Annotated in this window: 23 protein-coding genes; 14 read left to right on the top strand and 9 right to left on the bottom strand. The window is 69.3% G+C overall.

Features of this window, described 5'->3' with window-relative positions; genetic code table 11:
• Positions 1-101 precede the first annotated feature (101 nt).
• The 5 genes from glnE (at position 102) to JJ685_RS26580 (ending at position 10,160) form a co-directional block, all read left to right on the top strand.
• The gene (gene glnE / locus JJ685_RS26600; RefSeq protein WP_236599318.1) at positions 102-2,840 is read left to right on the top strand and encodes a bifunctional [glutamate--ammonia ligase]-adenylyl-L-tyrosine phosphorylase/[glutamate--ammonia-ligase] adenylyltransferase; all 2,739 of its coding nucleotides are present in this window, start codon (positions 102-104) and stop codon (positions 2,838-2,840) included.
• Positions 2,841-2,912: 72 nt separating this feature from the next.
• Complete coding sequence (locus JJ685_RS26595; RefSeq protein ID WP_201677403.1) at positions 2,913-4,358, top strand: efflux transporter outer membrane subunit; 1,446 nt, start codon at positions 2,913-2,915, stop codon at positions 4,356-4,358.
• On the top strand, positions 4,355-5,533 hold the full coding sequence (locus tag JJ685_RS26590) for an efflux RND transporter periplasmic adaptor subunit (RefSeq protein WP_201677402.1): 1,179 nt from the start codon (positions 4,355-4,357) through the stop codon (positions 5,531-5,533). The genes JJ685_RS26595 and JJ685_RS26590 overlap by 4 nt, the downstream gene beginning before the upstream one ends.
• Positions 5,534-5,550: 17 nt before the next feature.
• Positions 5,551-8,643 (top strand): efflux RND transporter permease subunit, encoded by a 3,093-nt coding sequence (locus tag JJ685_RS26585; RefSeq protein ID WP_201677401.1) that lies wholly within the window; start codon positions 5,551-5,553, stop codon positions 8,641-8,643.
• Positions 8,644-8,690: 47 nt separating this feature from the next.
• Entirely contained in the window at positions 8,691-10,160 is a 1,470-nt protein-coding gene (locus tag JJ685_RS26580) for a sulfatase-like hydrolase/transferase (RefSeq protein ID WP_201677400.1), read from the top strand.
• A gap of 19 nt (positions 10,161-10,179) precedes the next feature.
• Here JJ685_RS26580 and rfaE2 read toward each other — a convergent pair whose 3' ends face one another.
• Both rfaE2 and JJ685_RS26570 read right to left on the bottom strand, forming a co-directional pair.
• The gene (gene rfaE2, locus JJ685_RS26575) at positions 10,180-10,665 is read right to left on the bottom strand and encodes a D-glycero-beta-D-manno-heptose 1-phosphate adenylyltransferase (protein WP_201677399.1); all 486 of its coding nucleotides are present in this window, start codon (positions 10,663-10,665) and stop codon (positions 10,180-10,182) included.
• 142 nt (positions 10,666-10,807) lie between these two features.
• Positions 10,808-11,668 carry a ferritin family protein gene (locus JJ685_RS26570; protein ID WP_201677398.1) on the bottom strand — a complete coding sequence of 287 codons (861 nt, stop codon included), beginning with the start codon at positions 11,666-11,668 and terminating at the stop codon, positions 10,808-10,810.
• A gap of 147 nt (positions 11,669-11,815) precedes the next feature.
• On the opposite strand from JJ685_RS26570, the gene JJ685_RS26565 reads away from it, so the two are divergent.
• Entirely contained in the window at positions 11,816-12,394 is a 579-nt protein-coding gene (locus JJ685_RS26565; RefSeq protein ID WP_201677397.1) for a glutathione peroxidase, read from the top strand.
• 274 nt (positions 12,395-12,668) lie between these two features.
• On the opposite strand, the gene JJ685_RS26560 is transcribed toward JJ685_RS26565, so the two are convergent.
• Positions 12,669-13,283, bottom strand: a complete 615-nt coding sequence (locus JJ685_RS26560) for a glutathione S-transferase N-terminal domain-containing protein (RefSeq protein WP_201677396.1) — start codon at positions 13,281-13,283, stop codon at positions 12,669-12,671.
• A gap of 135 nt (positions 13,284-13,418) precedes the next feature.
• On the opposite strand from JJ685_RS26560, the gene purB reads away from it, so the two are divergent.
• Entirely contained in the window at positions 13,419-14,798 is a 1,380-nt protein-coding gene (purB, locus tag JJ685_RS26555) for an adenylosuccinate lyase (protein WP_201677395.1), read from the top strand.
• Positions 14,799-14,802: 4 nt separating this feature from the next.
• Positions 14,803-15,363: a YaeQ family protein gene (locus JJ685_RS26550; protein WP_201677394.1), complete on the top strand. Its 561-nt coding sequence runs from the start codon at positions 14,803-14,805 to the stop codon at positions 15,361-15,363.
• Between the two features lie 6 nt (positions 15,364-15,369).
• Here JJ685_RS26550 and JJ685_RS26545 read toward each other — a convergent pair whose 3' ends face one another.
• Both JJ685_RS26545 and JJ685_RS26540 read right to left on the bottom strand, forming a co-directional pair.
• Complete coding sequence (locus tag JJ685_RS26545) at positions 15,370-15,669, bottom strand: putative signal transducing protein (RefSeq protein ID WP_201677393.1); 300 nt, start codon at positions 15,667-15,669, stop codon at positions 15,370-15,372.
• A 2-nt stretch (positions 15,670-15,671) separates the two neighbouring features.
• On the bottom strand, positions 15,672-16,109 hold the full coding sequence (locus tag JJ685_RS26540; protein WP_201677392.1) for a DUF3717 domain-containing protein: 438 nt from the start codon (positions 16,107-16,109) through the stop codon (positions 15,672-15,674).
• A 317-nt stretch (positions 16,110-16,426) separates the two neighbouring features.
• Here JJ685_RS26540 and JJ685_RS26535 point away from each other — a divergent pair, with 317 nt between their 5' ends.
• Genes JJ685_RS26535 through JJ685_RS26525 form a run of 3 tightly spaced genes read left to right on the top strand, consistent with a single transcriptional unit; the run spans position 16,427 to position 17,979 of the window.
• A complete protein-coding gene (locus tag JJ685_RS26535) occupies positions 16,427-17,125 on the top strand; it encodes a TerC family protein (protein WP_201677391.1) in 699 nt (232 codons plus the stop codon).
• A 23-nt stretch (positions 17,126-17,148) separates the two neighbouring features.
• On the top strand, positions 17,149-17,568 hold the full coding sequence (locus JJ685_RS26530; protein WP_201677390.1) for a hypothetical protein: 420 nt from the start codon (positions 17,149-17,151) through the stop codon (positions 17,566-17,568).
• A 54-nt stretch (positions 17,569-17,622) separates the two neighbouring features.
• Positions 17,623-17,979, top strand: coding sequence for a phage holin family protein (locus tag JJ685_RS26525; RefSeq protein WP_201677389.1), 357 nt, complete (start codon positions 17,623-17,625; stop codon positions 17,977-17,979).
• Here JJ685_RS26525 and JJ685_RS26520 read toward each other — a convergent pair.
• Together JJ685_RS26520 and tfpZ are read right to left on the bottom strand one after the other, a co-directional pair.
• A complete protein-coding gene (locus tag JJ685_RS26520) occupies positions 17,947-19,452 on the bottom strand; it encodes a M48 family metalloprotease (RefSeq protein WP_408015501.1) in 1,506 nt (501 codons plus the stop codon). The two genes, JJ685_RS26525 and JJ685_RS26520, sit on opposite strands and share 33 nt — an antisense overlap.
• Positions 19,449-20,249, bottom strand: coding sequence for a TfpX/TfpZ family type IV pilin accessory protein (tfpZ, locus tag JJ685_RS26515; RefSeq protein ID WP_201677388.1), 801 nt, complete (start codon positions 20,247-20,249; stop codon positions 19,449-19,451). The genes JJ685_RS26520 and tfpZ overlap by 4 nt, the downstream gene beginning before the upstream one ends.
• Here tfpZ and moaC point away from each other — a divergent pair.
• The 3 genes from moaC to JJ685_RS26500 all read left to right on the top strand — a co-directional run bounded on the left by moaC (position 20,248) and on the right by JJ685_RS26500 (position 22,967).
• Entirely contained in the window at positions 20,248-20,754 is a 507-nt protein-coding gene (gene moaC, locus JJ685_RS26510; protein WP_201677387.1) for a cyclic pyranopterin monophosphate synthase MoaC, read from the top strand. The genes tfpZ and moaC overlap by 2 nt on opposite strands.
• Positions 20,755-21,102: 348 nt before the next feature.
• Positions 21,103-22,239, top strand: a complete 1,137-nt coding sequence (locus JJ685_RS26505; protein WP_201677386.1) for an acyltransferase family protein — start codon at positions 21,103-21,105, stop codon at positions 22,237-22,239.
• 392 nt (positions 22,240-22,631) lie between these two features.
• A complete protein-coding gene (locus JJ685_RS26500) occupies positions 22,632-22,967 on the top strand; it encodes a hypothetical protein (RefSeq protein ID WP_201677385.1) in 336 nt (111 codons plus the stop codon).
• Here JJ685_RS26500 and JJ685_RS26495 read toward each other — a convergent pair.
• Positions 22,964-24,577 carry a PglL family O-oligosaccharyltransferase gene (locus JJ685_RS26495; RefSeq protein ID WP_201677384.1) on the bottom strand — a complete coding sequence of 538 codons (1,614 nt, stop codon included), beginning with the start codon at positions 24,575-24,577 and terminating at the stop codon, positions 22,964-22,966. The two genes, JJ685_RS26500 and JJ685_RS26495, sit on opposite strands and share 4 nt — an antisense overlap.
• Positions 24,578-24,584: 7 nt before the next feature.
• Positions 24,585-25,730 (bottom strand): glycosyltransferase family 9 protein, encoded by a 1,146-nt coding sequence (locus JJ685_RS26490; RefSeq protein ID WP_201677383.1) that lies wholly within the window; start codon positions 25,728-25,730, stop codon positions 24,585-24,587.
• Positions 25,731-25,770: the final 40 nt, after the last annotated feature.

Here is a 25,770-nt window from a genome sequence, read left to right as displayed (position 1 = left end):
GGTGGCGTCGCAATCATGAAGACTTGGGAGTGGCGGGAATTATGACCCTCGGCGACGCGCCGGGCTCTGGCGGATTCGGCTTCGCGGCCGTCAACGGGGCCATGCCGGGCGCGGCGGACGCCGTTTCCGGATCCGAGCCGCTCTCGGGCCAATCCCGCTTCGTTCAGCGGCTGCGGCGCCGCTATGCCGGCGAACTGGCGCTGCTGCCGCCCGGGCCGCCTTCGCATGCCACCCTCGGCCTGGCCTACGAAGCGTTACGTTCACGCGGCCACGATGTGCCATCGGCGCTACGCGTGCTGCGCCAGCTGGTCATGGAGCGGCTGGTGGTGCTCGATTGCGACCGGGAGGCTCCGCTGGAGGTGGTCACCGGCGCCGTCACCGAGCTGGCCGAGTTCGCGCTCGACGTCGCCTGCCGCCACGCCTGCGCCGACCTGGACGAGGCCTACGGCGCGCCGCTGCGCGCGGACGGCCGGCGCTCGCAGCTGTGGATCGTCGGCATGGGCAAGCTGGGCGCGCGCGAGCTCAATGTCTCCAGCGACATCGACCTGGTCTATATCTACGACGAGGACGGCGAGACGGCGGGCTACGGCGAGGGCCGCAACCGCATCAGCAACCATGAGTATTTCGCCAAGGCGGTCAAGGCGATCTTCGGCCTGATCGGCGACGTGACGGAGCACGGCTTCGTGTTCCGCGTCGACCTCGCCCTGCGTCCCAACGGCAACTCGGGGCCGCCGGCGGTGTCGCTCGGCGCGCTGGAGGACTACTTCCAGGTGCAGGGCCGCGAGTGGGAGCGCTTCGCCTGGATGAAGAGCCGGGTGGTGGCGCCGCGCAGCTGCATCGAGGACGGCGGCGCGCAGGCGCTGCGCGGCGCGGTGCTGCCCTTCGTGTTCCGCCGCTACCTCGACTACGCGGTGTTCGACTCCCTGCGCACGCTGCACCGCCAGATCCGCGAGCATGCGGCGCGGCGCGCGGCCGGCCGGCCGGAGCGCGCCAACGACGTCAAGCTGTCGCGCGGCGGCATCCGCGAGATCGAGTTCACCGTGCAGCTGCTGCAGGTGGTGCGCGGCGGCACCTTTCCCGAGCTGCGCACGCGGCCGACGCTGCAGGCGCTGCAGCGGCTGTCGGTCGCCGGCCTGATGTCGGAGGCGACGGCCGGCGCGCTGGCCCGGGCCTATATCTTCCTGCGCCGTGTCGAGCACCGCATCCAGTACCTGGACGACCAGCAGACCCACGTGCTGCCCATGGGTTGCCGCAACGACGACGATGGGGACCTGACCTGGATCGCCCAGACCATGGGCTATGCGGACTGCTGCCCCTTCCTGCACGAGCTGGACGGGCACCGTGAGCTGGTGGCGGAGGAATTCGACAAGCTGCTGGGCGGCTCCCAGGAGTGCCGCAGCTGCAAGGGCCCCAACGGCGGCCCCAAGCCGCCGCCGGACCTGAACGACCTGCTGGAGCAACTGCCGGCGCAGCTGCAGCAGCGCATCCACCGCTGGGCCGCCCATCCGCGGGTGATGGCGCTGCGCGAGGACGCGCGCCAGCGCCTGTCCCGCCTGGTGGCGCGCACCGCCCAGTGGCTGCAGGAAGGCCGCGTGAGCGAGGAGGCCGCGCTGCGCATGGTGGACTGGATCGAGCCGCTGCTGCGGCGCGAGAGCTACCTCGCGCTGCTGTGGGAACGCCCCGGCGTGCACGAGCGCCTGCTGCGCCTGCTGGGCGCGGCGCGCTGGCCGGCCCGCTACCTGATCCAGCATCCCGGCGTCATCGACGAACTCGCCAGCGAGGGGCTGCTGACCGAGCGCTTCAACGCGCAGGAGTTCGAACGCGAGCTGGAACACCGCAAGCGCTCGGTGCAGATCACCGGCGAAGACGACGACGAGATGCTGCTCAACCTGCTGCGCCGGGCCCACCATGCGGAACTGTTCCGCACGCTGGCGCGCGACGTGGAAGGCGTGCTCACCGTCGAACAGGTCGCCGACGAACTGAGCGCGCTGGCCGACGCCACGCTGAACATCACCGCCCGCTGGTGCTGGCAGCGCCTGAAGCAGCGGCATCGCGAGACGCCCAATTTCGCCGTCATCGGCTACGGCAAGCTCGGGGGCAAGGAGCTGGGCTACGGCAGCGACCTCGACATCGTGTTCGTCTACGAGGACGAGGACGAGCGCGCGCCGGAAGCCTACGCGGCCTTCGTGCGCAAGATCATCATCTGGCTGTCGACCAAGACGGGCGAGGGCGACCTGTTCGAGATCGACACGGCCCTGCGGCCCAACGGCAGCTCCGGCCTCCTGATCACGACCTTCCGCGCCTACGAGGACTACCAGCTGCGCCGGGGCAGCAACACCGCGTGGACCTGGGAGCACCAGGCCATGACGCGGGCCCGTTTCGTGAACGGCCCGGAAGCACTGCAGGACAAGTTCGACGCGGTCCGGCAGTCGGTGATCACCGCGCCGCGCGACGTGGCCGCGCTGCAGCGCGAGATCGTGGCCATGCGCGAGCGCGTGCGCAGCGCCCACCCGGTGCGCGCCGGCCGCTTCGACCTGAAGCACAGCGCGGGAGGCATGGTGGACGCCGAGTTCGCGGTGCAGTTCCTGGTGCTGTCCGAATCGGCGCGGCATCCGGAGCTGATCCCCAACGTGGGCAACATCGCGCTGCTGCAGCGCGCCGAGGCGGCGGGCCTGTTGCCGGCCGGCGTCGGCCAGGGCGCCGCCGCGGCCTACCGCGAACTGCGCCGGCACCAGCACCACGCGCGCCTGAACGAGGAGACCACGCAGGTGCCGCAGGAACTGCTGGCCGCCGAACGGGAGGCGATCCTGGCGCTGTGGCGGCACGTCTTCGGGGCGTAACCCGATAGACCGCCCTCCCCACCGCGGCGGTGGGGCCGGTGGTAGGCTGGCGGGCTCTCCGAAGATCCTGGAATGACCCACTTGCGCCCCCTCGCGGCGGCCGGCCTGTTGCTGTTGCTGGCCGGCTGCGCGCTGCCCCGTCCGCCCGCCGCCGTCGAGTCCGAAGCGGCGCCGCGCTGGTATGCCCCCTTGCCGCACGGCGGCCGGTTGGTCGACCTGTCGCAATGGTGGCAGCAGTTCCGCGAGCCGGTCCTGGTCGACCTGATCGCGGCCGCGCAGGCGGTGAGCCCCGACGTCGCCACCGCCGGCACCCGCATCGCCGAAGCGCGCGCGAACCGCGTCGCCGCCCAGGCTGCCCAGCTGCCCGCGGTCGACCTGAACGCCTCCGCGACCCGCGGCAATTCCCAGGCCGGGCAGGTGGTGGGCGGAGGACCGGTCTCCACGGTCCTGCAGTCCACGGTGCAGGCCAGCTGGGAGATCGACCTGTTCGGCGCCCGCCAGTCGCAGGCGGACGCCGCCGGCGCGCGCCTGCGCGGCGCCGAGGCCGGCTGGCACGACGCCCGCGTCGCCATCGCGGCGGAGACCGCCACCACGTATTTCGACCTGCGCATCTGCGAGCGCCAGCTCGAGGTCACGCGCAACGACGCGCAGTCCCGCGCCGAAACTGCACGGCTGACGGGACTCAGCGCCGAGGCCGGCTTCACCGCGCCGGCGGTCGCCGCCCAGGCGCGCGCCAGCGCGGCCGAAGGCGCCGTACGCGCGTTGCAGCAGAACGCGCAATGCGAACTGCTGGTGAAGGGCCTGGTCGCGCTCACCGGCGTCGGCGAACCCGAACTCCGGCGTCGGCTGGCCGAAGGCTGGACGGAACCGGCCGGCATCGCCGACGATGCGATCCCGCCGCTGCCGGCGGCCCTGCTCGCGCAGCGGCCGGACGTCTACGCGGCCGAGCGCAACGTGGAGGCGGCCAGCGCCGACGTCGGCGCCTTCCTCGCCGACCAGTTCCCGCGCCTGACGCTCACCGGCCAGGTCGGCAGCGGCACGATCCGCGCGGGCGGCCAGACCCTCCACTTGCAGACCTGGGCGATCGGCCCGCTCGCGTTGAGCATGCCGCTGTTCGACGCCGGTCGCCGCGCCGCCGCCACGGACGCGGCCCGGGTCCGCTACGACGAAGCCGTGGTCCAGTACCGCGCGCGGGTGCGGCAGGCCGTGCGCGAAGTCGAGGAGGCGCTGGTGAACCTGGAAAGCGCCCGCGCGCGCGCCGAGGACGCCCGCACCGCGGTGGAAGGCTACCGGATCTCGCTGGCGGCGAACGACGCCCGCTACCGCGCCGGGCTCGGCACGCTGATCGAGTTGGAGGACCAGCGCCGCACCCTGCTGGTCGCCGAGCTGACCCTGGTGGGTGTCCAGCGCGACCGCGTGGCCGCCTGGATCGCGCTGTACCGCGCCCTCGGCGGCGGCTGGCAGCGCCCGGAGAACAGCGCCCGTACCGAATCCCAGAACGAGGAAGTGGCCCAGTGATTTCCCTTTCGCTCCGTACCACGGCGGGCCTGCTGGCGCTCGCGACCCTGCTGGCGGCCTGCGGCAACAAGGAAGAGGCCGCGAAGAAGCCCGCGGCCACGACCAAGCCCGCCCTGACCGTGACCACCGTGACGCCGCAGCAGGTCATGCTGCCCCTGACCCTCGCCGCCAACGGCAACCTGGCCGCCTGGCAGGAAGCCAGCGTCGGCGCCGAGGGCAACGGCCTGCGGATCTCCGAAGTGCTGGTCAACGTGGGCGACCGCGTGCGGCGCGGCCAGGTGCTGGCCCGCTTCGATGCCGGCACGGTGCAGGCCGAAGCGGCGCAGGCGCAGGCCGCGCTGGCCGAAGCCGAGGCGAGCGCCGCCGAGGCGGCCAACAACGCGGCGCGCGCCCGCACGCTGTCGCAGACCGGGGCGATGAGCGCCTCGCAGATCAACCAGTACGTCACCGGCGAGGCCACGGCCAAGGCGCGGGTGGCGGCCGCGGCGGCGCAGCTGCAGCAGCAGAGGGTGCGGCTGGCGCAGGCGGCCGTGCATGCGCCCGACGACGGCGTGATCTCGGCGCGCGCGGCGACGGTCGGCGCGGTGATCAACAACGGCACGGAGCTGTTCCGCCTGATCCGCAAGGGCCGGCTCGAATGGAGGGCCGAGGTCACGTCGGCGGAACTGGGCCGGCTGACGGCGGGTACCCGCGCGCTGGTCACCTCCCCCAGCGGCGCCCGGCTCGAGGGCCGGGTGCGCATGATCGGCCCCACGGTCGATCCGCAGACCCGCATCGCCATCGTCTACGTGGACGTGCACCCGCTGCCCGGTCCCGCCGCCGACAGCGCCCGCGCCGGCATGTACGCGCGCGGGGAATTCGACCTCGGCGCGGCGCCGGCACTGACCGTGCCGCAGCCGGCCATCGTCGTGCGCGAAGGCTTCAGCTACGTGCTGCGCGTCAATCCGGACAACCGCGTGTCGCAGGTGAAGGTGCAGACCGGCCGCATCGCGGGCGACCGCGTGCAGGTGCTGGCGGGCGTCACCGCCGACATGAAGCTGGTGGCCAGCGGCGGCGGCTTCCTCAACGACGGCGACCTCGTCCGGGTGGCGGACGGCCCGGCCAGCGCCACGCCCGCCGCGGCCGCCGGCGCGGCCTCGGCGCCGGCCTCCGCACCCGCAAGCGCGCAGCGCTGAGACGCGAAAGGCGCGCCATGAATTTCTCCGCCTGGTCCATCCGCAACCCGATCCCGTCGGTGATGCTGTTCGTGCTGCTCACGTTCGCGGGGCTGCTGTCCTTCAAGGCGATGAAGGTCCAGAACTTCCCCGACATCGACCTGCCGACGGTGATGGTCACGGCCTCGCTGCCCGGCGGCTCGCCCCAGCAGCTGGAGACCGACGTCGCCCGCAAGATCGAGAACGCGATCGCGACGATCCAGGGCCTCAAGCACATCATGACGAAGGTGCAGGACGGCGTGGTCACCCTCACCGTCGAATTCCGGCTGGAGAAGCCGGTGCAGGAGGCCGTGGACGACGTGCGCTCGGCGGTCGCGCGCGTGCGCTCGGACCTGCCTTCCGACCTGCGCGATCCCATCGTCAACAAGCTGGAGCTGGCGAGCCAGCCGATGCTCGCCTTCACCATCGCCTCGCGCGGCATGGACGACGAAGCGCTCTCCTGGTTCGTGGACAACGACCTTTCGCGCAAGCTGCTCGCGGTCCCGGGCGTCGGCGCGGTGAACCGCGTGGGCGGCGTCACGCGCGAGATCCGCGTGGCGCTCGATCCGGTGAAGCTGGAAGGGCTGGGCATCACAACGGCCGACCTCTCGCGCCAGCTGCGCCAGGTGCAGGTGGAAAGCGCCGGCGGCCGCGCCGACGTGGGCGGCGGCGAGCAGCCGGTGCGCACGCTGGCCACCGTGCAGACGGCGCGCGAGATCGGCTCGATGCAGATCGCGATCCCCGGCGGCCGCAAGATCCAGCTGCAGGACATCGCCGAAGTCTCCGACACGATCGCCGAGCCGCGCGCGGCGGCCTTGCTCGATGGCAAGCCGGTGGTGGGCTTCGAGGTGTCGCGCAGCCGCGGCGAGAGCGAAGTGCAGGTCGGCGCGGCCGTGCGCAAGGCGCTGGACGAACTGAAGGCGCAGCACCCGGACCTCCAGCTCACCCAGGCCTTCGACTTCGTCACGCCGGTGCAGGAGGAATACGAGGGCTCGCTGCACCTGCTGTACGAGGGCGCCATCCTGGCGGTGCTGGTCGTGTGGCTGTTCCTGCGCGACTTCCGCGCCACCTTCGTGTCGGCCGTGGCGCTGCCGATGTCGGTGATCCCGGCCTTCATCGGCATGCACCTGCTGGGCTTCAGCATCAACGTGGTGACGCTGCTGGCGCTGTCGCTGGTGATCGGCATCCTGGTCGACGACGCCATCGTGGAGGTCGAGAACATCGTGCGCCACCTGCGCATGGGCAAGACGCCCTACCAGGCGGCGATGGAGGCGGCGGACGAAATCGGGCTGGCGGTGATCGCCACCACCTTCACGCTGATCGCGGTGTTCCTGCCCACCGCCTTCATGAGCGGCATCGCGGGCAAGTTCTTCAAGCAGTTCGGCTGGACCGCCGCGCTCGCGGTGTTCGCCTCGCTGGTGGTCGCGCGCCTGCTGACGCCGATGATGGCCGCCTACCTGCTCAAGCCGCACCACCACGACCACGGCGATCCGGCGTGGATGCGTCTCTACATGCGCGCCGTGCGCTGGAGCATGACGAACCGCGTGAAGACGATGATCCTCGCCACGCTGTTCTTCTTCGCCTCGGTGGCCCTGATTCCGCTGCTGCCCACCGGCTTCATCCCGCCCGACGACAACTCGCAGACCCAGGTCTACCTGGAGCTGCCGCCCGGGTCCACGCTGCAGCAGACCCGCGCGGCAGCGGAGGAAGCACGCCGCGCCGTGCTGCGGGTGAAGCACGTGCGCAGCGTCTACACCACCATTGGCGGCGGCAGCGCCGGTGGCGACCCCATGGCCAACGTCGGCGCAGCCGAGGCGCGCAAGGCCACGCTCACCATCCTGCTGGACGAACGCGGCGACCGTCCGCGCAAGCAGGGCATCGAGAACCAGATCCGCACCGCGCTGGAGGCGCTGCCCGGCACGCGGAGCAAGGTGGGCCTGGGCGGCTCGGGCGAGAAGTACATCCTGGTGCTCACCGGCGAGGACCCGCGGGCGCTGGGCGACGCGGCGGTGGCGGTGCAGAAGGACCTGCGCACCATCCCCGGGCTGGGGCAGATCGCCTCCACCGCGAGCCTGATCCGGCCGGAGATCGTGGTGCGGCCGGACTTCGCGCGGGCCGCCGACCTCGGCGTCACCAGCCAGGCGATCGGCGACACCCTGCGCATCGCGACCGCCGGCGACTTCGACGTGGCGCTGCCGAAACTGAACCTGGCGCAGCGCCAGGTGCCGATCGTGGTGAAGCTGCGCGAGGACGCGCGGCAGGACCTGGGGGTGCTGGAGCGGCTGTCGGTGCCCAGCGCGCGCGGCGGCACCGTGATGCTGGGACAGGTGGCCACCCTGGAGCTGTCCGGCGGGCCGGCGGTGATCGACCGCTACGACCGCTCGCGCAACATCAACTTCGAGATCGAGCTGTCCGGCCTGCCGCTGGGCGAGGTGGCCGAGGCAGTGAAGGAGCTGCCGGCGATCCGCAACCTGCCGCCCGGCGTGCGCGTGGTGCAGGTCGGCGACGCCGAGATGATGGGCGAACTGTTCGCCAGCTTCGGGCTGGCGATGCTCACCGGCGTGCTGTGCATCTACATCGTGCTGGTGCTGCTGTTCAAGGACTTCCTGCATCCGGTGACGATCCTCAGCGCGCTGCCGCTGTCGCTGGGCGGCGCCTTCGTGGGCCTGCTGGTGGCGCAGAAGAGCTTCTCGATGCCTTCGCTGATCGGGCTGATCATGCTGATGGGGATCGCGACCAAGAACTCGATCCTGCTGGTGGAGTACGCGATCGTGGCGCGGCGAGACCGCGGCCTCGGACGCTTCGAGGCGCTGCTCGACGCCTGCCACAAGCGGGCGCGGCCGATCATCATGACCACCATCGCCATGGGCGCCGGCATGCTGCCGATCGCGGTGGGCATCGGCACCGCCGACCCCAGCTTCCGTTCGCCGATGGCGATCGCGGTGATCGGCGGGCTGTTCACGTCGACGATCCTGAGCCTGCTGGTGGTGCCGGTGGTGTACGAGGTGGTGGACGACTCGGAACACTGGCTGCGGCGCCGGTTCACCGGCCTGCGGCACCGGGCCGCTCGTCTGCGGCGCCGGACCGCCTGAGCGGCTGCGGGGCGCCACCGCGCGTCCGTGCCCCAGAATCAGGCACCATGGGACCCATCAACGACAGGGAAGCGGTCCGCTGGCGCGCCCCTGCCGTCCGCTTCCTCGCCTATTTCGCGGGCTTCTTCGCCGCCGCCCTCGCGCTCTGGGTGAACCGCGAGTTCGGTTCGCCCACGATCGAGCAGATCCTGTACCACCTGCACTTCGCCGAAGGTGCGGCCGTCGAGATGAGCGAGGTCTTCGTCTCCACCTTCCTGGTGGAGGTGCTCGCAGCGGCACTGGCCCTGGCCGGCATCGCCTCGGCGCTGCACGGCCTGGCGGCGCAGGGTCGCGGCCTCTGGCGGACGCGCAGCGCGCGCGCAGTGCCGCTCCTGGTGGTGGGCGGCGGGCTGAGCATGTTGCTGCTGCAGTTCTCCGCGTTCTCCTGGGCGGCGGCGCACTTCGAGGAAGACCGCTTCGCGCAGTCCTACCGCGCCCCGGCCGCATCGGCCCTGAAGGAAGAGCGGCGGCGCAACCTCATCCTCATCTACGTCGAAAGCCTGGAGGAGTCCTATTCGGACCCGGCGCTGTTCGGCGCGGACCTGCTGGCCCCCCTGCGGACGGTCGGCGGCCAGAGCCTGCCTGCCTACCACGCGGCGCCGGGCGCGACATGGACGATCGCCGCCATGGTCGCCACGCAATGCGGCATCCCCCTCACGATCTACGACGATGCCGAGCGGAAGGAAGGCGAGGGACGCACCTTCCTGCCGGGCGCGACCTGCCTGGGCGACCTCCTGCAGGCACGCGGCTATCGCAACGTGTTCATGGGCGGTGCCCCGCTGTCGTTCTCCGGCAAGGGCCGGTTTCTCAACGATCACGGTTACCAGGAACGCTGGGGCAAGGAAGAATGGCTCGCGGCCGGCGCGCGCCAGCCCGGAACCCCCGATCCCGAAATGGGCGGCTGGGGCATGTACGACGACGCCCTCCTGGCACGCGCGCGAGAGCGGCTTGCCGCCCTCCGGGCCGCGGGGCAGCCGTTCAACCTCACCCTGCTCACCCTCGACACCCACAATCCGAACGGCTATCTCTCGCCGCGTTGCCGCCGCGATGCGGTGAACGACGAAGCGGACGCCTTCCGCGCCATCGTCGGCTGCACCAGCACGCAACTGGCGCAGTTCGTGCGATTCGTCCGCGAGCAGGGCTATCTCGAGGACACCACCCTGGTCATCATCGGAGACCACCCGGCCGTGGGCAACCCGGTCGACGCGAAACTGCGCAGCGGGGCGGACCGCCGCGTGTTCAATCTCTTCGTCGGCGCCGCGCCCTTCCCGGAGCGCGTGCAGCCCCTGACGTCCTTCGACATGTTCCCGACCTTGCTGGAAGCCACCGGGATGCGCGCCACGGAGGGCCGCCTGGGACTGGGCCGTTCCGCCTGGACGCCGGACACGGCTGCGTCCGCCTGGGTGCTGCGGCCGAACATGCCGGCGCTCGCCGGCTCGGCGGCCTACAGGAAGCTGTGGAGCGGCAATCCGGGATGAGGTTTGCGCGTGCCGCCCGTCAGCGGCTCGCGCGGATGCGCTGCACCAGCGTCGTGGTCGAATAGCCGTCGACGAAGGGGATCGCCAGCGAGCGGCCGCCGTAGCCTTCCACCAGGGCAGTTTCGGCCAGCGTGCGCATGTCGTAGTCGCCGCCCTTCACGTACACCTGCGGCCGCAGCTCGGACAGCAGCTGCACCGGCGTGTCCTCGTCGAACCAGGTGACCAGGCTGACGGACTCCAGCGCGGCGATCACGATCGCGCGGTCATGTTCGGCGTTGAGGGGCCGGTCCGGGCCCTTGCCGAGCCGGCGCGCGGAGGCGTCGGTGTTCAGCCCCACCACCAGGCTGCCGCCCAGCGCGCGCGCCTGCGCGAGGTAGGTGACGTGCCCGCGGTGCAGCACGTCGAACACACCGTTGGTGAAGACGACCGGCCCGGGCAGGGCCGCGAGTCGCGCCGGCGCGTCCCGGCGCGCGACGATCTTCGACAGGAAGCCTGCCTCGCTCACTGGGCAACCTCCCCCAGGCTCCGCACTGCGTGCTGCGCCACACCTCTCACCCCACAAAAATGCTGAAGCATTTTTGTGGGGACCCCAGAGGCCCCCCTCCGCAAGCGAAGGGGGCGAGCGCCTTCGGGCGGCCGTGCGGCGCTCACGCCGGCTGCGGCTCGCCGCCGGCCTGGCCCAGGCTCGCCTGCAGCTCCTTGCGGTAGCGGTTGAGCTCCTGCACGGTCTTGAAGCTGCGGTCCATCAGCAGGCTCATGTTGTGCAGGATGCGCTCGACCACCTTGCCTTCCCAGGAGGCGTCGAATTCGATCTGCTTGTCCAGCCAGTGCTCCAGCCACTCGGGGTCGGGCAGGCGGGACTGGATCGTGTCGCGCGGGAACAGGGCCTTGTTGACGTGCAGGTTGGTGGGATGCAGCGCCTGCGCGGTGCGGCGCGCGCTCGCCATCAGGACGCCGACCTTGGCGAATGCGGCCTTCGCCTCGTTGCCGAAATTCTGGATGGCGCGCTTCATGTAGCGCAGGTAGGCGCCGCCGTGGCGCGCTTCGTCCTGGCTCAGGGTCTGGTAGATCTCGCGGATCACCGGCTCGGTGTGCCATTCGGCGGCACGGCGGTACCAGTGGTTCAGGCGGATCTCGCCGCAGAAGTGCAGCATCAGCGTTTCCAGCGCCGGGGCCGGGTCGAACTCGAAGCGGATCTGGTGCAGTTCCTCCTCGGTGGGCACGAGGTCCGGGCGGAAGCGCCGCAGGTACTCCATCAGCACCAGGGAGTGCTTCTGCTCCTCGAAGAACCAGATCGACATGAAGGCGGAGAAGTCGCTGTCGTTGCGGTTGTCCCGCAGGAACATCTCGGTGGCGGGCAGGGCGGCCCACTCAGTGATGGCGTTCATCTTGACGGTCTGGGCCTGCTCCTCGGTCAGCAGGGCGGCGTCGAACTTGTCCCAGGGGATGTCCTTGTCCATGTCCCAGCGGACGGACTCGAGTTGCTTGAACAGTTCGGGATAGAGCATGGCCTGGACTTCGAGAGTAACCGGACATTCTAGGAGGATGGGGGTTTTCCCCTGAAGGGACCGGGACTCCCGGAAGTCCATGTCGCGACAAAGGGCCGGCCGGCCTCGCCACAATGGCTTTTCGCGACCTTTCCCCCGGAGTCCCCAATGAAAAGCCTGGCCGCCCTGATCGCCCTCGCCGCCTCCCTGGCTGCCCCGCTGCCCGCCGCGGCCGCGACGCCCGAAGCCCCGGCGCCGGCCGCCGCCTGCCCTGCGGTGCTGCAGTACACCTTCCCCCGCCTGCAGGACGAAAAACCCCAGCCGCTGTGCCAGTACGCCGGCCGGGTGGTGCTGGTGGTGAACACGGCGAGCTTCTGCGGCTACACCCCGCAGTACGAGGGCCTGGAGGCGCTGTACGGCCGCTACCGCGACAAGGGGCTGGTCGTGCTCGGCTTTCCGTCCAACGACTTCAACCAGGAAAAGGCCAGCAACAAGGAGATCGCCGACTTCTGCGAGAACACCTTCGGGGTCAAGTTCCCGATGTTCGGCAAGAGCTCGGTGAAGGGGCCGGAAGCCAATCCGCTGTTCCGCCAGCTGGCCGCCCAGACCGGCAAGGCGCCGACCTGGAACTTCCACAAGTACCTGATCGGCCGCGACGGCAAGGTCATCGCCCACTACGGCAGCTCCACCACGCCCGACGATCCGACGCTCCTGCGCGCCTTGGAGCAGCAGCTCGCGGCGCGGTGAGTGTGGCGCGGATGCAGCTCGACTAACAAATATTTACGAACGAATTGCATTCGCACCGGAACCGTCGGGTACGTCCCGGACTCCATCGGCGAGAGGCAGGGATACCGCCGTTTGCTGCTGCGAAGTCGTCCGGACCGCTGGTCGCGGATGCAATCCCGAGGCGACTCTTCTCCTCCTCCCTCCCTCCCTCTTCGTTTCGGGGCGCTTCGCAGCAATTTTCTTGAAGTGAAAAGGCCGCCCGATGGGCGGCCTTTTCACGTCCGGCTGCGGCAGCTCAGGCCGGCAGGGTGTCGGAGAAGCTGGCCCGCTGGGACAGCTTCTCCTTCAGCTTGGCGAGGTTCGGATAGGCCGTGCGCCAGTCGATCTCGGGGAAGCGGAAATCCAGGTAGCCCAGGGCGCAGCCGACCGCGATGTCGGCCAGGCTCAGATAGATCCCCGCGCAAAAGGGCTTGTCTCCCAGGCCCTGGCTCATGGCCTTCAGGCTGGCCTGCGTCTTGGCCACCTGGCGGTCGATCCAGGCCTGGCAGCGCTGCGCCTTGGGCCGCCCGGACCAGTGCGACTCCAGCCGCGCCAGGATCAGGGCATCCAGCACCCCGTCGGCCAGCGCTTCCCAGGTCTTGACTTCGGCGCGTTCGCGGCCCACCGCCGGGATCAGCTTGCCCACCGGCGACAGGGTGTCCAGGTACTCCACGATCACGCGCGAGTCGAACAGCGCCTCGCCGCCTTCCATCACCAGGCAGGGCACCTTGCCCAGCGGGTTGGAATGCATGATGGTCGTGTCCGCGGCCCATACGTCCTCTTCCACGAACTGGTAGTCCAGCTTTTTCTCGGCCATCACGACGCGAACCTTGCGCACGTACGGGCTGGTGGTGGATCCGATCAACTTCATGGGCGCTGCCTGGCGTGTTCTCGTTGTGGAGGGAGGTTCGGATTCATTCTAGGGGAATGGATTTTGACCGCTGTCGCCGACCCGCGACAGGATCTAGGTCCAAAGTCCGATGGCGCAGGCACCTAAAATTCGGGAATGCCTCTCTCCACGATTTCCGCGCTGTCCCCGCTGGACGGCCGCTACGCCGCGCGGCTCGCGCCGCTGCGCCCGCTGATGAGCGAGCAGGGCTACATGCACAAGCGCGTGCAAGTGGAGATCTGCTGGTTCATCGCCCTGTCCGATGCCGGATTTGCCGAATTCAAGCCTCTCACGCCGGGAGCGCGCACTTACCTCCTGGGGCTGGTGAAGAACTTCTCCGAGGCCGACGCCCTCGCCATCAAGGAGATCGAGAAGACCACCAACCACGACGTGAAGGCCGTGGAGTACTGGATCAAGTCGAAGTTCGACGCCCGGCCGGAGCTGCGCGCGGCCAGCGAGTTCGTCCACTTCGCCTGCACCAGCGAGGACATCAACAACACCAGCCACGCCCTGCAGCTGAAGGGCGCGCGCGAACTGGTGCTGCTGCCGGCGCTGGACACCGTGATCGGCCGGATGCGCGAGATGGCGCACCAGTACGCCGCCGTCCCGATGTTGAGCCGCACCCACGGCCAGACCGCCAGCCCGACCACCGTGGGCAAGGAAATCGCCAACGTGGTCGTGCGTCTCGCCGCCGCGCGCGAAAAGATCGCCTCGGTGAAGATGCTCGCCAAGATGAACGGTGCCGTGGGCAACTACAACGCCCACCTGGCCGCCTGGCCCGACTTCGACTGGGAAGCCTTCGCCCGCAAGGTGGTGGAGGCGCCCGAGCCCCTGGGGTTGGGCCTGAGCTTCCAGCCGTACAGCATCCAGATCGAGCCGCACGACTACATGGCGGAGCTGTTCGACGCGATCGCGCGCGCCAACACGATCCTGATCGACTGGTGCCGCGACGCCTGGGGCTACATCAGCCTCGCTTATTTCAAGCAGAGGCTGCGCGAGGGCGAGATCGGCTCCTCCACGATGCCGCACAAGGTCAACCCGATCGACTTCGAGAACGCCGAGGGCAACCTGGGGCTGGCCAATGCGCTGCTGAAGCACCTTTCGGAGAAGCTGCCGGTGTCGCGCTGGCAGCGCGACCTGACCGACTCCACGGTGCTGCGCAACATGGGCGTGGCGCTCGGCTACGCGGCGCTCGCCTACAACGCGCTGGGAGTGGGGCTCGCCAAGCTGGAACTGAACGAGGAAGCGCTGCGCGCCGACCTCGAGGGTTCGTGGGAAGTGCTGGCCGAGCCGATCCAGACCGTGATGCGCCGCTACGGCGTGCACGGCGCCTACGAGAAGCTCAAGGAAGTCACGCGCGGCAAGACCGTCTCGGCCGAGGACCTCCACGGGCTGATCCGCTCGCTGGACATCCCGGCGGCGGAGAAGGAGCGGCTGCTGGCCATGACCCCGGCCTCGTACATCGGCAAGGCCGCCGAACTCGCGCGCAGGGTGTAGATCCTTGGCGCTCAAGTCCACCGTCTTCAAGGCGCAGATCGCCGTGGCCGACATCGACCACGGCTACTACGCCGACCATGCGCTGACCCTGGCGCGTCACCCCAGCGAAACCGACGAACGGATGATGGTCCGGCTGGCCGCGCTGGCCCTGCATGCGCACGAGTTGCAGTCCGTGTGCGGCGGCGACGGCACGCTCGCCTTCGGCAAGGGCCTGTCGGACCCGGACGAGCCGGACGCCTGGCTGCGTGACTTCACCGGCCAGACCCGCCTGTGGGTCGAGGTGGGCCAGCCCGACGAGGTGGCGCTCGCCAAGGCCTGCCGGCAGTCGGATCAGGTCGCGGTCTATGCCTTCCACCACGCCGCGGAAGTGTGGTGGCGCGGGATCGAGAACAAGCTCACGCGGCTGTCGAACCTGGCCGTGTGGCGCATCCCCGCGGAAGCCTCGCAGGAGCTGGAGCGGCTCGCGCAGCGCTCGATGCAGCTGCAGGCAACCATCCAGGAAGGCGTGCTGATGCTCGGCGACGCGGCGCGCCACGTGGACATCGATCCGGTCCGCTGGAAGTAGCCGGCGTCAGGGCATCGGCCGCCCGCAGTTCCAGCACGACTCGAAGCCCCCCTCCACCAGTTCCCCGCAGGCGCAGCGCCACCGGTGCTGCGGCAACGCCTGCAGCTGGCGCAGGAAGGCCCGCGCGGGCTCCAGCTGCTCGTCGTGCATGATCCAGATCTCCGGCAGGCACTGGTCCGGCGGCACCTCCCCGGCCACGCTGGAAAGGAACTGCCGCTGCACCGAGGCCTCGATGCCCGCCTGCCGCAGCGTGTCGGCCCACAGCGACGCGATGGCGATGTTGGGGGCCTGGGTGAGCCGCCGCACGATCAGGGCCGCGGGGTCGGTGCCGATGCCGGGCCCTCGGTGGGCGCCCGCTCCGCATACCGGTTGAAGCGCCACGCGCTCTGCTGCCGCGTGATGCGGCGCCAGACCTGCCGCTTCTGCGCCGGCGTCATCGCGGGCCAGTGCTGCACCTCGTCGAAGCTGCGGCCGCAGCCCTTGCAAAGCGCGTCGCCCTGGCTGGTGGAGCAGATCGCGATGCAGGGGGTATCCGGCTGGGTGTCGTACCAGGCCTTCCACGCCGCATAGGCGCCGGCGGGGAAGCCGCGCTCCTCGGCCTCGTCCTCGTGATGGAAGACCATCAGCGCGTAGACCTCGGCGAGCGCGCGCAGCTCGGGCGCCAGCGTCACCCCGTCGGGCGACGGCTTGCGCTCGCGCCAGAAGTTGATGGCGGCTTCTATGTCTGTAATGTGGATGCCGGCCATGGCTGGGCCATCGGGTACTGCTGGACGGCCATGATAGCGGGGCATTGAAATACCTGCTGCACGCGGCGCGCAGCTATGGTCTAATTGCGGCCGCGAAGGGGAGTAGCTCCCGGCCCGCCTCCCACCCGGGGTGCGGCGCCATCGGCACGCCGTCAATACGAAGCGCATGCTTCCGGCTGGCCGGGCTGCAGTCAGCAACTGCATGCCGAGCAAGACCTTCGATCGGGCCCGTGCGGCCTGGATCGAAGCCCGTTCGCCCTGCGAAGGCTTCGATCCGTTCCGCCCCGGCGATCAAGGGTCTTGTTTCGGAGCGTCGCATGGAATTTTTCTCTCCCGCCTGGTTCTCGGCCCTGTTGGCCATCATCCTGATCGACCTGGTCCTCGCGGGCGACAACGCGATCGTCATCGCGCTGGCCGCCCGCAGCCTGCCCGCGCGCTTGCAGAAGAAGGCCATCATCTGGGGGACGGTGGGCGCCATCGTGGTGCGCTCGCTGATGACCGTCGGCGTGGTCTGGCTGCTGCAGATCCCCGGCCTCATGCTGGTCGGCGGCCTGGGCCTGACGTGGATCGCCTATCGCCTGATCGCCGACGACGGAGGCGGCGAGGGTCACGGCCCGGCCGCCACCACCTTCTGGGGCGCCATGCGCACCATCGTGATCGCCGACGCGCTGATGGGGGTGGACAACGTGCTCGGCGTGGCGGGCGCGGCCCACGGCTCCTTCGACCTGGTGGTGATCGGCCTGCTCGTCAGCGTGCCGATCGTCGTGTTCGGCAGCAGCATGGTGCTCAAGCTGGTGGAGCGCTTCCCCGTCATCATCCAGCTGGGCGCGGCGGTGCTGGCGTTCACGGCGGCCAAGATGATCATCGACGAGCCGCTGCTCGACGCGGTGTTCGACCCGGCAGGAACCCTGCATGCAATTGCGCGCTGGAGCACGTATGCTCTGTGCATCGCCGGCGTGCTCGGCGCTGGGTGGCTGGCCACCCGCGCGGCGCGTCGTTCCGCCGATGCCCCCTGAGCCGGGGCGCACCAGGAGGCTCCATGGAGAAGGTGATCGTGTATCTGGACGACGCGGCCTATGCGCGGCAGCAACTGCTCGCGGCCGCGGAGCCCACCCACTGGCTGCTGGTGGCCTGCGCCCCGCGCATGACCCACCGCATCAGCAAGTGGGTCAGCCACTCCGCGCGCGAGAACTGGCGGGCGAAGTGGGCCGACAAGCTGTTCGACCAAGTGGTGCCGACCCTGCGCGAGCGCGGCGACACGGTCACCCCGATCCTCGCCAGGGGCCCGCTGCCCGAGCTCACCCGCAGCCTCATGACGGAACACGGCAACGCCCGCGTCATCGACGCGCGCCGTCCCAAGTCGGCCGACAACGGCGGTGACAGCATGCGCTTTTCGCCCGGCGCCCTGCTGGGGTTCGGCGCCTGGATGGTCTGCACCTTCGCGTCCTTCGACTACTGAAGCCAGGGCGGCGGCCCCGGGCGCCCCGTGACCCGGGTGCTATCCTTGCCGCCCATGCTCAAGCTCATCACGAAGTGGCTGCTCAGCGCCTCGGCGCTCCTGTTCGTCGCCTACGTGTACAGCGGGGTCGAAGTGAAGTCCTTCGCTTCGGCCATGGCCGCCGCCCTCGTCATCGGGCTGCTCAACACGGTGGTGCGGCCGGTGCTGGTGGTGCTCACGCTGCCGGTGACCGTGCTCACGCTGGGCCTGTTCCTGTTCGTCATCAACGCGCTGGTGTTCTGGGCCGCGGCAGCGGTGCTGCAGGGCTTCCTGGTGCGCGACTTCGTCGCCGCCCTCGTGGGTTCCCTGATCTACACCGCGGTGGGCGTGGTGATCGAGTCAGCGCTCGAGAGCCTGTTCGCGAAGCGCTGATTCGACCTGGCGCGCCCGGGTGTCGATGATCGACGCCTCGATGTGGTCGCCGCCGCCCGCGCCCCTGCGCACGAGGTCCTGCGCCGCCTTGAAGCGGTCCAGTGCCGCGGTGTAATCGAGCTGCGCCACGCGCGCTTCGGCCTCCGCCCGCACGGCCCGCAGTGACTGCCCCTGGGCCGCATAGGCGGAAGACAGCAGCTGCCACGCGGCCGCATCGCGCGGCTGCGTCGCCACCCAGGTCTGCAGCCGCTGCGCCGCTTCCGCCGCCTTGCCGGACTGCACCTGCGCCTGCGCCGTGAGCAGCAGCTCGGGGCGGCGCTTGCTGTCCGCGTCCAGGGTGCGCAGCACGCGCGTGTTGTCCCCGAGCGCGAGCGCGATCTCCGCCGCCAGCAGGCGCGCGAGCCGCTGGCCGGTGGGGTCGCCCGCCACGACGGCATCGAGCCGCCCCATCAGGCGGCTGACGGCCGCCGGGTCGCGCAGGCGCCAAGCGGCGAGCGTCGCCGCGTACAGCACGTTGGCCTGCCGCACCCGCGGCAGCGCGGCGAAGCCGCTCGCATCCGCTTCGACGACCGTGGCGCGCAGCGCGTCGACGCCGGGGTTGGAGATCACCCGCGCGCGGGCGGCCATCAGGGCGTGTTCCAGCGTGGGCTGCACCGGCCCGTGGTCCGACAGCTGCTGGCGCGACTGCATGTCGGCGATGCGCTCGCTGGTCATCGGGTGCGTGCGCAGGTAGGGATAGTTGCCGGTGTCGTTCAGGCGCGCGGCCTGCTGCAGCTTCTCGAACATGGTGACGAAGCCCTGCGGCTCGAAGCCGGCCTGCGTGGCCACGCCGAAGCCGATGCGATCGGCCTCGCGCTCCATGTCGCGCGAGAAATTGAGCGACTGCTGCGCGGCCAGCGCCTGGCTGCCCGCCATCACGGCGCCACCGGCCTGCGGATTGCGCGAGGCCGCCATCGCGCCGAGGATCATCGCCGCCAGCACCCAGGGCGTCTGCTGGCTCTCCTTGGCCACCATGCGCGAGATGTGCCGCTGCGTCACGTGGCTCAGTTCGTGCGCCAGCACCGAGGCGACTTCGTCGCGCGAGCTGGTGACGCTGACCAGCCCGAGGTGCAACCCGAGCCAGCCGCCCGGCAGCGCGAAGGCGTTGATGGTGCGGTCCTTGCCCAGCAGCACCTGCCAGGCGAAGCGTTCGTCGAGTTCGGCCGTGAGCTCGCCGCGCGCGCGGGCCGCCGCCAGCAGGGGCTGCCACAGACTCTGCACGTACTCCACGAGTTCGGGATCGTCGATGTAGTCGGGGTCGCGGTACAGCTCGCGGGCGATGCGCTCGCCCAGCTTGCGCTCCGCGCTGCTGCTGATGGCGCCCGCATCGCCGAGCGTGGGCAGCTGCGCGCCCGCGGGAGCGGTCGCGAGCAGCAGGGCCGCCAGAGTGGCGGCCACTCCGCGGCGGGCGATGGGCGGGCGGGACAGGCTCAAAACGAATCCAGCGGCAGGAATCCGATCGTTTCCGCCGTGCGGGCGTCGAGCAGGACGGTCCAGCCCTCCGCCTTGCGGGCGATCAGGGGCAAGTATGCCGCTTGCGAGGGCTCCCGGCCCGCCTGCCGCACCGCCGCGTCGATCGCGGCCGCCCTCTGCGGGAATCGGCGCTTCAGCTCGGGCACCGGCTTCGCGGCTGCCAGCACGCGCTCGCGCGCCGCCTCGTAGGGCTGCCACAGCTCCGGCCGCGCCGACAGCGGCAGGCCCTGCAAGGCCGCCATGGTGTACTCGAGCTGCTCCGCGTCGTTCCGGAAGGGTCGCAGTGCGATCACAGTCGGACCTCCGAGCGGAGCGAGCGGGATCCCGGCGGGAGCGCGGTCGGCGAGTTGGACGGGAATCTCCACTTGGTGCACAACTCGGAACCGGTCCAGCTCGAAGACCATGTGCACCGGGCGCGCGAGATGGACGGTCCAGAGGCCGTAGGCCAGGCCGGCGAGCTGAAGCAGGCCGACCACGGCCAGGTCGCGCCGCAGTTCCTTGCGCGGCTTGGCCCGATTGAAGATCGCGAAGGTGATCAGCGGGCCCAGCACCACGTCGACCGAGACCACCAGGGCGAACAGCTCGCGGCCGCCGGAGATTTCGCGGTAGGGCCACGGGTACCAGAGCGCGAAGACCAGCAGGCCGGCCAGCACCGCGACGAGCGCGCTCAGCCCCAGGTGGATGGTGGCGGCGCGCAGCCGGCTGCGCCAGTCGAAGCTGGCCGTATGATGGTTCAGGGAAAAGGAAGGTTGTTGCATGAGCGGACTCACCCATTTCGATGCGCAGGGGCAGGCCCACATGGTGGACGTCGGGTCCAAGGCGGCGACGCATCGGGTCGCCGTGGCGGCCGGCCGGATCGAGATGCTACCCGCTACGCTGGCCATCATCCAGAGCGGGACCGTAAAGAAAGGCGACGTCCTCGGCATCGCCCGGGTCGCGGGCATCATGGCCGCCAAGAAGACCAGCGAGCTGATCCCGCTGTGCCATCCGCTGGCGCTGACACGCGTCGCCGTCGACTTCGAGCTCGCCCCGGCCCAGGCCGGCCGCGCGGACGCCGTCGCGTGCACCGCGACGGTCGAGACAACGGGCCCCACCGGCGTCGAAATGGAAGCGCTGACGGCGGTGAATGTCGCCCTTCTGACGATCTACGACATGTGCAAGGCGGTGGATCGGGGGATGACGATCACAGGCGTGCACCTGGTTGAAAAGCACGGAGGGAAGTCGGGCAGCTATGTAGTGCCAGAGGGAGCAGGGCCATGTTGACGGCCATCAGGGCTTCCGCCTGACCGCCGATCGGGACCGACCGTCGTATCGCACGGCCCCGGCTTGAGGTTCTGTCCAACGCTTGTCCAACGGAAAAGCGTGTGAAGCCAACTTCCGGGATAGCCCTTCCGGACAATCTGTGCCCACCAGCGACCGTCTCTCGCTGGCGAATTGTTGGAGGCGACTAGTTACCTCCCTGTGGCGCGAATGTCTCGCAAGAATAGGTCCCCTGCTTGCCGCGGCGATGCTCAAGCGCAACACTTGAGCTTCACACAACTCAACGGCGCAGGAAGCAACCGATATGTTAGTGAGCGCCAACCCCGCAGGACGCAATCGCACGACTCCAATATGAAGCAAACCAACGCTTGGCTAGACGTCGTCCGATCGACAGCGATTTGGTTCGTTCTGCTGAGTCACAGCAGGATCTTCTTGGTTAGGGCCTACCCAAGCGCCGAGTTTATGAGATTTGGCGGATTCATAGGCGTTGAATTGTTTTTTGTGCTCAGTGGCCTGCTAATCGGCGGAATACTGCATTCTCTGTCAACGAATTTCACTTGCGACAGAGTCAGAACTTTCTTCATTCGCCGATGGCTACGGACCCTGCCAAACTACTACCTCTTCCTTTTAATCGCAACTGCATTGTCACTAACCGACGTCAGACCCGACGATTTGTCGACTGCTTGGAAGTACTTGTTCTTTGTCCAGAGCCTCACGGATGCGCATCCTGGTTTCTTTGGTGAGGCGTGGAGCCTGAGTGTCGAAGAGGTGTTCTATCTTTCCTTTCCGCTAGCTGCGACGGTTTTCATGATCTTGTTCAGGATGACAGCGAAAAGATCAATGATCGTCCTCGGAATCCTGACGATCCTCGTTTGCACTGCCTACCGCTTTCGCACAGCCCTAACGCCGACGATCGCCTGGGATTCTGACGTTCGGAAGGTCGTGATGCTACGGCTGGATGCGATCATGATTGGCGTGCTCTCGGCATTCCTGCTTGCCAGCGGGAATCGCATCATCAGATCACGCGTCGTCGCGGCGACGCTCTCCTTGCTGTTCCTGTTTTCGATTGTTTATTCGGCCAACACGCCAACGGCTGATCTTAACAGCTCGCTTTTTGCCAAGACGATACTTTTCAACGTTTCATCCTTGGGCTGCCTGGGATTCATCTTGCTCGGGTACTCACTTGAGATCGGCAAAGTATCAATGCAGATTCCCAGGTTTTTCGCCAAGATCTCATACAGCGCTTACCTGTGCAACCTGTCGCTGGTCGTCGTTCTCGACAGGTTTATTGATCTCGCGCCGATCATCAAATGGACCTTATTCTTCCCCACCGTGATCGGCGTTTCCTATGTTGCACATCGGTTCTGGGAATCCAAGTTCATGGCGTACCGCGACAGAAGGTTCAGGGATACCCCATTCAGCTCGGGTCCGGTTCACCGGTCCAGGAGCGCTCCAACCCGGGCTGACGATCTCCGCTCCGCAGAATAAAGAGCACCCAGGCATCGTCATCTCGAGTGAACCAAACCCATGCTTACCGACTACCGCGCATGGGCGCGACAACAATCTCTGATCCGGTTTGTCGCCGGGATTGCTGTACTGCTCAGCTAACGTCTCCGCTTGCACTTAGGCACGGATACATAGACCCCCTCGCCCGATGTTCGGCCGGGGCGCGCTTCGGCGTACGGAAATACGCAGGGATGCTGCCGTCCATCGGCTGACCGTGCGAAAAACCACGACAACAGCGCTCGTTACTAGGCCAAGTGCTAACCCCCCCTTGCGCCGATCCCCTAAATCCGCAGAATGAATGTTAGGAAATTCATCAGAGGTAACTGACTGGTATCAAAGTAGGCCGGTCCTGTAACACTCAAGGGGTCAGCATCATGTTCACTTGGCTCAAGCGACACGTCACCGGTCCGGCTCAGCCGGTCCGCAAGTCCGTCGCCAAGCCGGTCCGCACGACCGCCAAGGCGGTTCCGACACGCGCGGACGCGTCGCGCCATGCGCCCCGCTTCGTCGATACGGCCCCGCTGCCCGAAGTGGTCGCGGAGGGCAATACCCAGGCCGACTGGAGCGTCTGGGAAGACTCGGTGATGGCCCTGGACAGCCAGATGCAGGACATGGTGCCGAGCAACCGCGTGTACGTGCGGGACACCGGTCACAGCCAGCTCGACCCGGTCGACGCCTTCGCCAGCGTGCGCGGCAAGCGCGACGTCTAGCCCCCCGGGCGCGACGTCCGTCCGCGCTCGCCCCATACCCTCGCTTCGGCCGGAAAGGCCGCACGGTAGCGCGCCAGCAGCTGCACCGCCTCGTCCTCGCGGCCCAGCAGGGTCGCGCTTTCGATCGCCCGCTCGATGACGCGCGGCTCGGGGGAATAGTGGAGCATCTCCAGCGCCAGCGGATGCATGCGCGCCGCATTGGCCGCCGAGACGCTGGACAGCGTGAGCTCGGCGAAGCGGGCCTGGCCGGCGAACAGCCACGAGCGCCGCGCCTTTCCCAGGGTGTCTTCGCGCCAGGCGACGCGCCGCTCCTCGGGCGGCAGGTAGATCTGGCTCACCCGCAGGTAATCCCAGGCCGCGTAGCCGGTCAGCGCCAGCAGTGACGCGCCCAGCAGGAGAGGAACTTCGCGGGGAGCCTGCGAGGACGCCTCGCCACGCCGGGTCAGCAGCCAGCCGAGCGCCGCGCCGAACGCCAGCTGGAATGGCCCGTACCACAGCGGGTACTCGAGCAGGCTGTGCAGGAGGATCACCGCCACCACCGCCCAGGCGAGCCGGCGCAGCGGCGCTGCCTCCTGCCAGGGCCGCTGGCGCCAGATCCACCAGGCCGCGCCGCCGCAGACGGCCAGGGCCGCCGGCACCCCCAGTTCCACCGCCAGGTGCAGCGGCAGGCTGTGGGCGTTGTCGAGGATGTCGCAGAAGCGCGGGCCGTCGTACACGGTGGCGAAGTGGGCGTAGTCCAGGTTGCCCCAGCCCCAGCCCGCCAGCGGCTTCTGCGCGATCAGGTGCAGCACGTTGGACCACAGCACGATGCGGCTGCCGCAACCTTCGGCCGCGCCCACGCGCCCCAGCAGCGTGCGACCGGGCAAGGCGCCCGCGAACGCTTCCAGCAGGGCCGGCAGCAGCCAGGCCGCGGCGAAGTAGGCGACGCCGGCCAGCGCGCACTGCAGCATCCGCTGGCGCCGCTGCGGTCCGTTCCAGAGGGCCGCCAGCAGCGTCAGCGCCAGGCCTTCGAGCACGCCGGTCCGGGAGACCGAGGCGGCGCTGCCCACCGCCAGCAACACGATCAACGCGGCGGAGATCCCGCTGCGCAAGCCCAGCGTGCCCCACAGCAGCACCGCCGCGCCGATCCACGTGAGCGTGGCGAACTGGTTCGGCTGGCGCAGGTTGGCGAAGGCCTCGCCGGGCGCGGTGCGGGCCACCCACGGTGCGAGCGCATCGGACAGCCCGAAGTACTGGAGCAGTCCCAGCACCGCGCTCGCGACGGCGGCGAGCAGCAGGCCGGCCTGAAAGCCGTACGTGACCACATCATCCGTCGCCACCTGCGCGGAGATGGCGATCAATGCCAGTCCACCGGCAAGGAACAGCACCTCCGGCCGCAGGCCACCGCCAGTCAGCACGGCCCACGCCACGGCGGCAAGCACCGGCCAGGCCACGCGCAGATCCGCGCGCGCCCCGCCGCCCGCGGCCAAGACCCACAGCAGGATGCCGCAGGCGGCGCTCACAAGCCAGGGCTGCACGCTGGGCGAGGGGCCGCCGGCGAAGGGGTCGAGCCAGGGAAGCGCGGCGAGCAGGGCGGCGCCTGCCACACGCCAGGAACAAGCGAAAGCCATGGCCCGGTCAGCCGACCCTTTCCGGCATCTGGGAGGGACGCGGCAGCAGGGCGCGAACCGCGGCGAACACTTCGTCCACGGAAATGGTGTTCATGCAGTCGACCGGGCCCCTCGGATATTCGAAGCCCAGGCTCAGGAACTCTGCGGCCGCTCTGTTTGACGGCGCGAGCGCGATGCTGCGCGCACCCACAGGCCCCCAGCGAAGGCGGCTGGTCGGCCCGTGCAGTGCCACCATCGGTACGTCCAGCAGCGCCGCAAGATGCATCACACCCGTGTTGACCGCAACCACCGCAGAGGCCGCCCGCAACACTGCGGCGAGTTCGGACAGCGATACTTCGCCCGCCATCGACGTGACTGGCATGCCGGCAGGGCAGGCGCGGACGAGCGCAGCGGCCTTGTCCCGGTCACCGGGGCTGCCGGAGACGAGCACCGACAGGCCCAGTCCGCACGCCCGCTCGATCAGCTCGGTCCAGCGCGCCAGCGGCCACTCGCGCGAGGAATAACGGAAGCCGCTCGCCCAGGGATGCACGACGAGATACGGCGCACGGGCCGAGATATGGGGCGGCGGCTCGCACACGGGCTTCAGGGCACGCTCCGGCGGCAGCGGCCGGACGCCTGCCAGGGGCCGAAGCAGCCGCTGGAAGTTTTCCACTTCGTGCACGTCTGCGCCGTGGGGCACCGCCGCGTCGTAGGCATAGTGGCGCGCCTGCCCCGGGGTCGCGAAGCCGATCGTGAATTGGCTACGCGAGGCGGCGCACAGCACGGCGTACCAGCGCGGCCACTGGCCGATGTCGATCATGACGTCCACCGCGACGCGTCGGATCCCGGCCAGCGCGGCGCGCGGTTTAGTGAGAGGCACCTCCACCACGGTGTCGATGCCATCGAGCAGCGTCAGGATGCCGCAGTTGCCTGCCGATGCAAACACCGTGATCTTCGCGCCTGGCACGCTCGCCCGCAGACTCGCAACGAGCGTCCCGGCCAGCAGAGTGTCGCCGATCGTCTCGAAGGCCATGATCCCGAAGCGACGCGGCGCCGCAGGCGGAGAGCGCCGGCGCCGCAACGCGCCCCAGAGCCACAGCAGCGGCGCGCCCGCGGCCTGATCCACCAGCCGCGGCAACGCACTTCTCCGGATCGTGGACAGGTTGAAAGCCATTCGGTGGCGGGAATTGTGCCAGCGGCCGGCCCCCAACCCC

It is taken from the genome of Ramlibacter monticola (assembly GCF_016722785.1).
GTDB lineage: Bacteria > Pseudomonadota > Gammaproteobacteria > Burkholderiales > Burkholderiaceae_C > Ramlibacter > Ramlibacter monticola.
This window is presented reverse-complemented; position numbering and strand designations above follow the sequence as displayed.

Excerpts from the sequence above, each read along its gene's own strand:
- glnE (WP_236599318.1), top strand. The coding sequence starts at position 102 with ATGCCGGGCGCGGCGGACGCCGTTTCCGGATCCGAGCCGCTCTCGGGC.
- JJ685_RS26490 (WP_201677383.1), bottom strand. The coding sequence starts at position 25,730 with ATGGCTTTCAACCTGTCCACGATCCGGAGAAGTGCGTTGCCGCGGCTG.
- JJ685_RS26530 (WP_201677390.1), top strand. The coding sequence starts at position 17,149 with ATGGAGAAGGTGATCGTGTATCTGGACGACGCGGCCTATGCGCGGCAG.
- JJ685_RS26585 (WP_201677401.1), top strand. The coding sequence starts at position 5,551 with ATGAATTTCTCCGCCTGGTCCATCCGCAACCCGATCCCGTCGGTGATG.
- purB (WP_201677395.1), top strand. The coding sequence starts at position 13,419 with ATGCCTCTCTCCACGATTTCCGCGCTGTCCCCGCTGGACGGCCGCTAC.
- JJ685_RS26580 (WP_201677400.1), top strand. The coding sequence starts at position 8,691 with ATGGGACCCATCAACGACAGGGAAGCGGTCCGCTGGCGCGCCCCTGCC.
- JJ685_RS26525 (WP_201677389.1), top strand. The coding sequence starts at position 17,623 with ATGCTCAAGCTCATCACGAAGTGGCTGCTCAGCGCCTCGGCGCTCCTG.
- JJ685_RS26540 (WP_201677392.1), bottom strand. The coding sequence starts at position 16,109 with ATGGCCGGCATCCACATTACAGACATAGAAGCCGCCATCAACTTCTGG.
- JJ685_RS26500 (WP_201677385.1), top strand. The coding sequence starts at position 22,632 with ATGTTCACTTGGCTCAAGCGACACGTCACCGGTCCGGCTCAGCCGGTC.
- JJ685_RS26505 (WP_201677386.1), top strand. The coding sequence starts at position 21,103 with ATGAAGCAAACCAACGCTTGGCTAGACGTCGTCCGATCGACAGCGATT.
- JJ685_RS26595 (WP_201677403.1), top strand. The coding sequence starts at position 2,913 with ATGACCCACTTGCGCCCCCTCGCGGCGGCCGGCCTGTTGCTGTTGCTG.
- tfpZ (WP_201677388.1), bottom strand. The coding sequence starts at position 20,249 with ATGCAACAACCTTCCTTTTCCCTGAACCATCATACGGCCAGCTTCGAC.
- JJ685_RS26535 (WP_201677391.1), top strand. The coding sequence starts at position 16,427 with ATGGAATTTTTCTCTCCCGCCTGGTTCTCGGCCCTGTTGGCCATCATC.
- JJ685_RS26560 (WP_201677396.1), bottom strand. The coding sequence starts at position 13,283 with ATGAAGTTGATCGGATCCACCACCAGCCCGTACGTGCGCAAGGTTCGC.
- JJ685_RS26565 (WP_201677397.1), top strand. The coding sequence starts at position 11,816 with ATGAAAAGCCTGGCCGCCCTGATCGCCCTCGCCGCCTCCCTGGCTGCC.
- JJ685_RS26570 (WP_201677398.1), bottom strand. The coding sequence starts at position 11,668 with ATGCTCTATCCCGAACTGTTCAAGCAACTCGAGTCCGTCCGCTGGGAC.
- moaC (WP_201677387.1), top strand. The coding sequence starts at position 20,248 with ATGAGCGGACTCACCCATTTCGATGCGCAGGGGCAGGCCCACATGGTG.
- JJ685_RS26495 (WP_201677384.1), bottom strand. The coding sequence starts at position 24,577 with ATGGCTTTCGCTTGTTCCTGGCGTGTGGCAGGCGCCGCCCTGCTCGCC.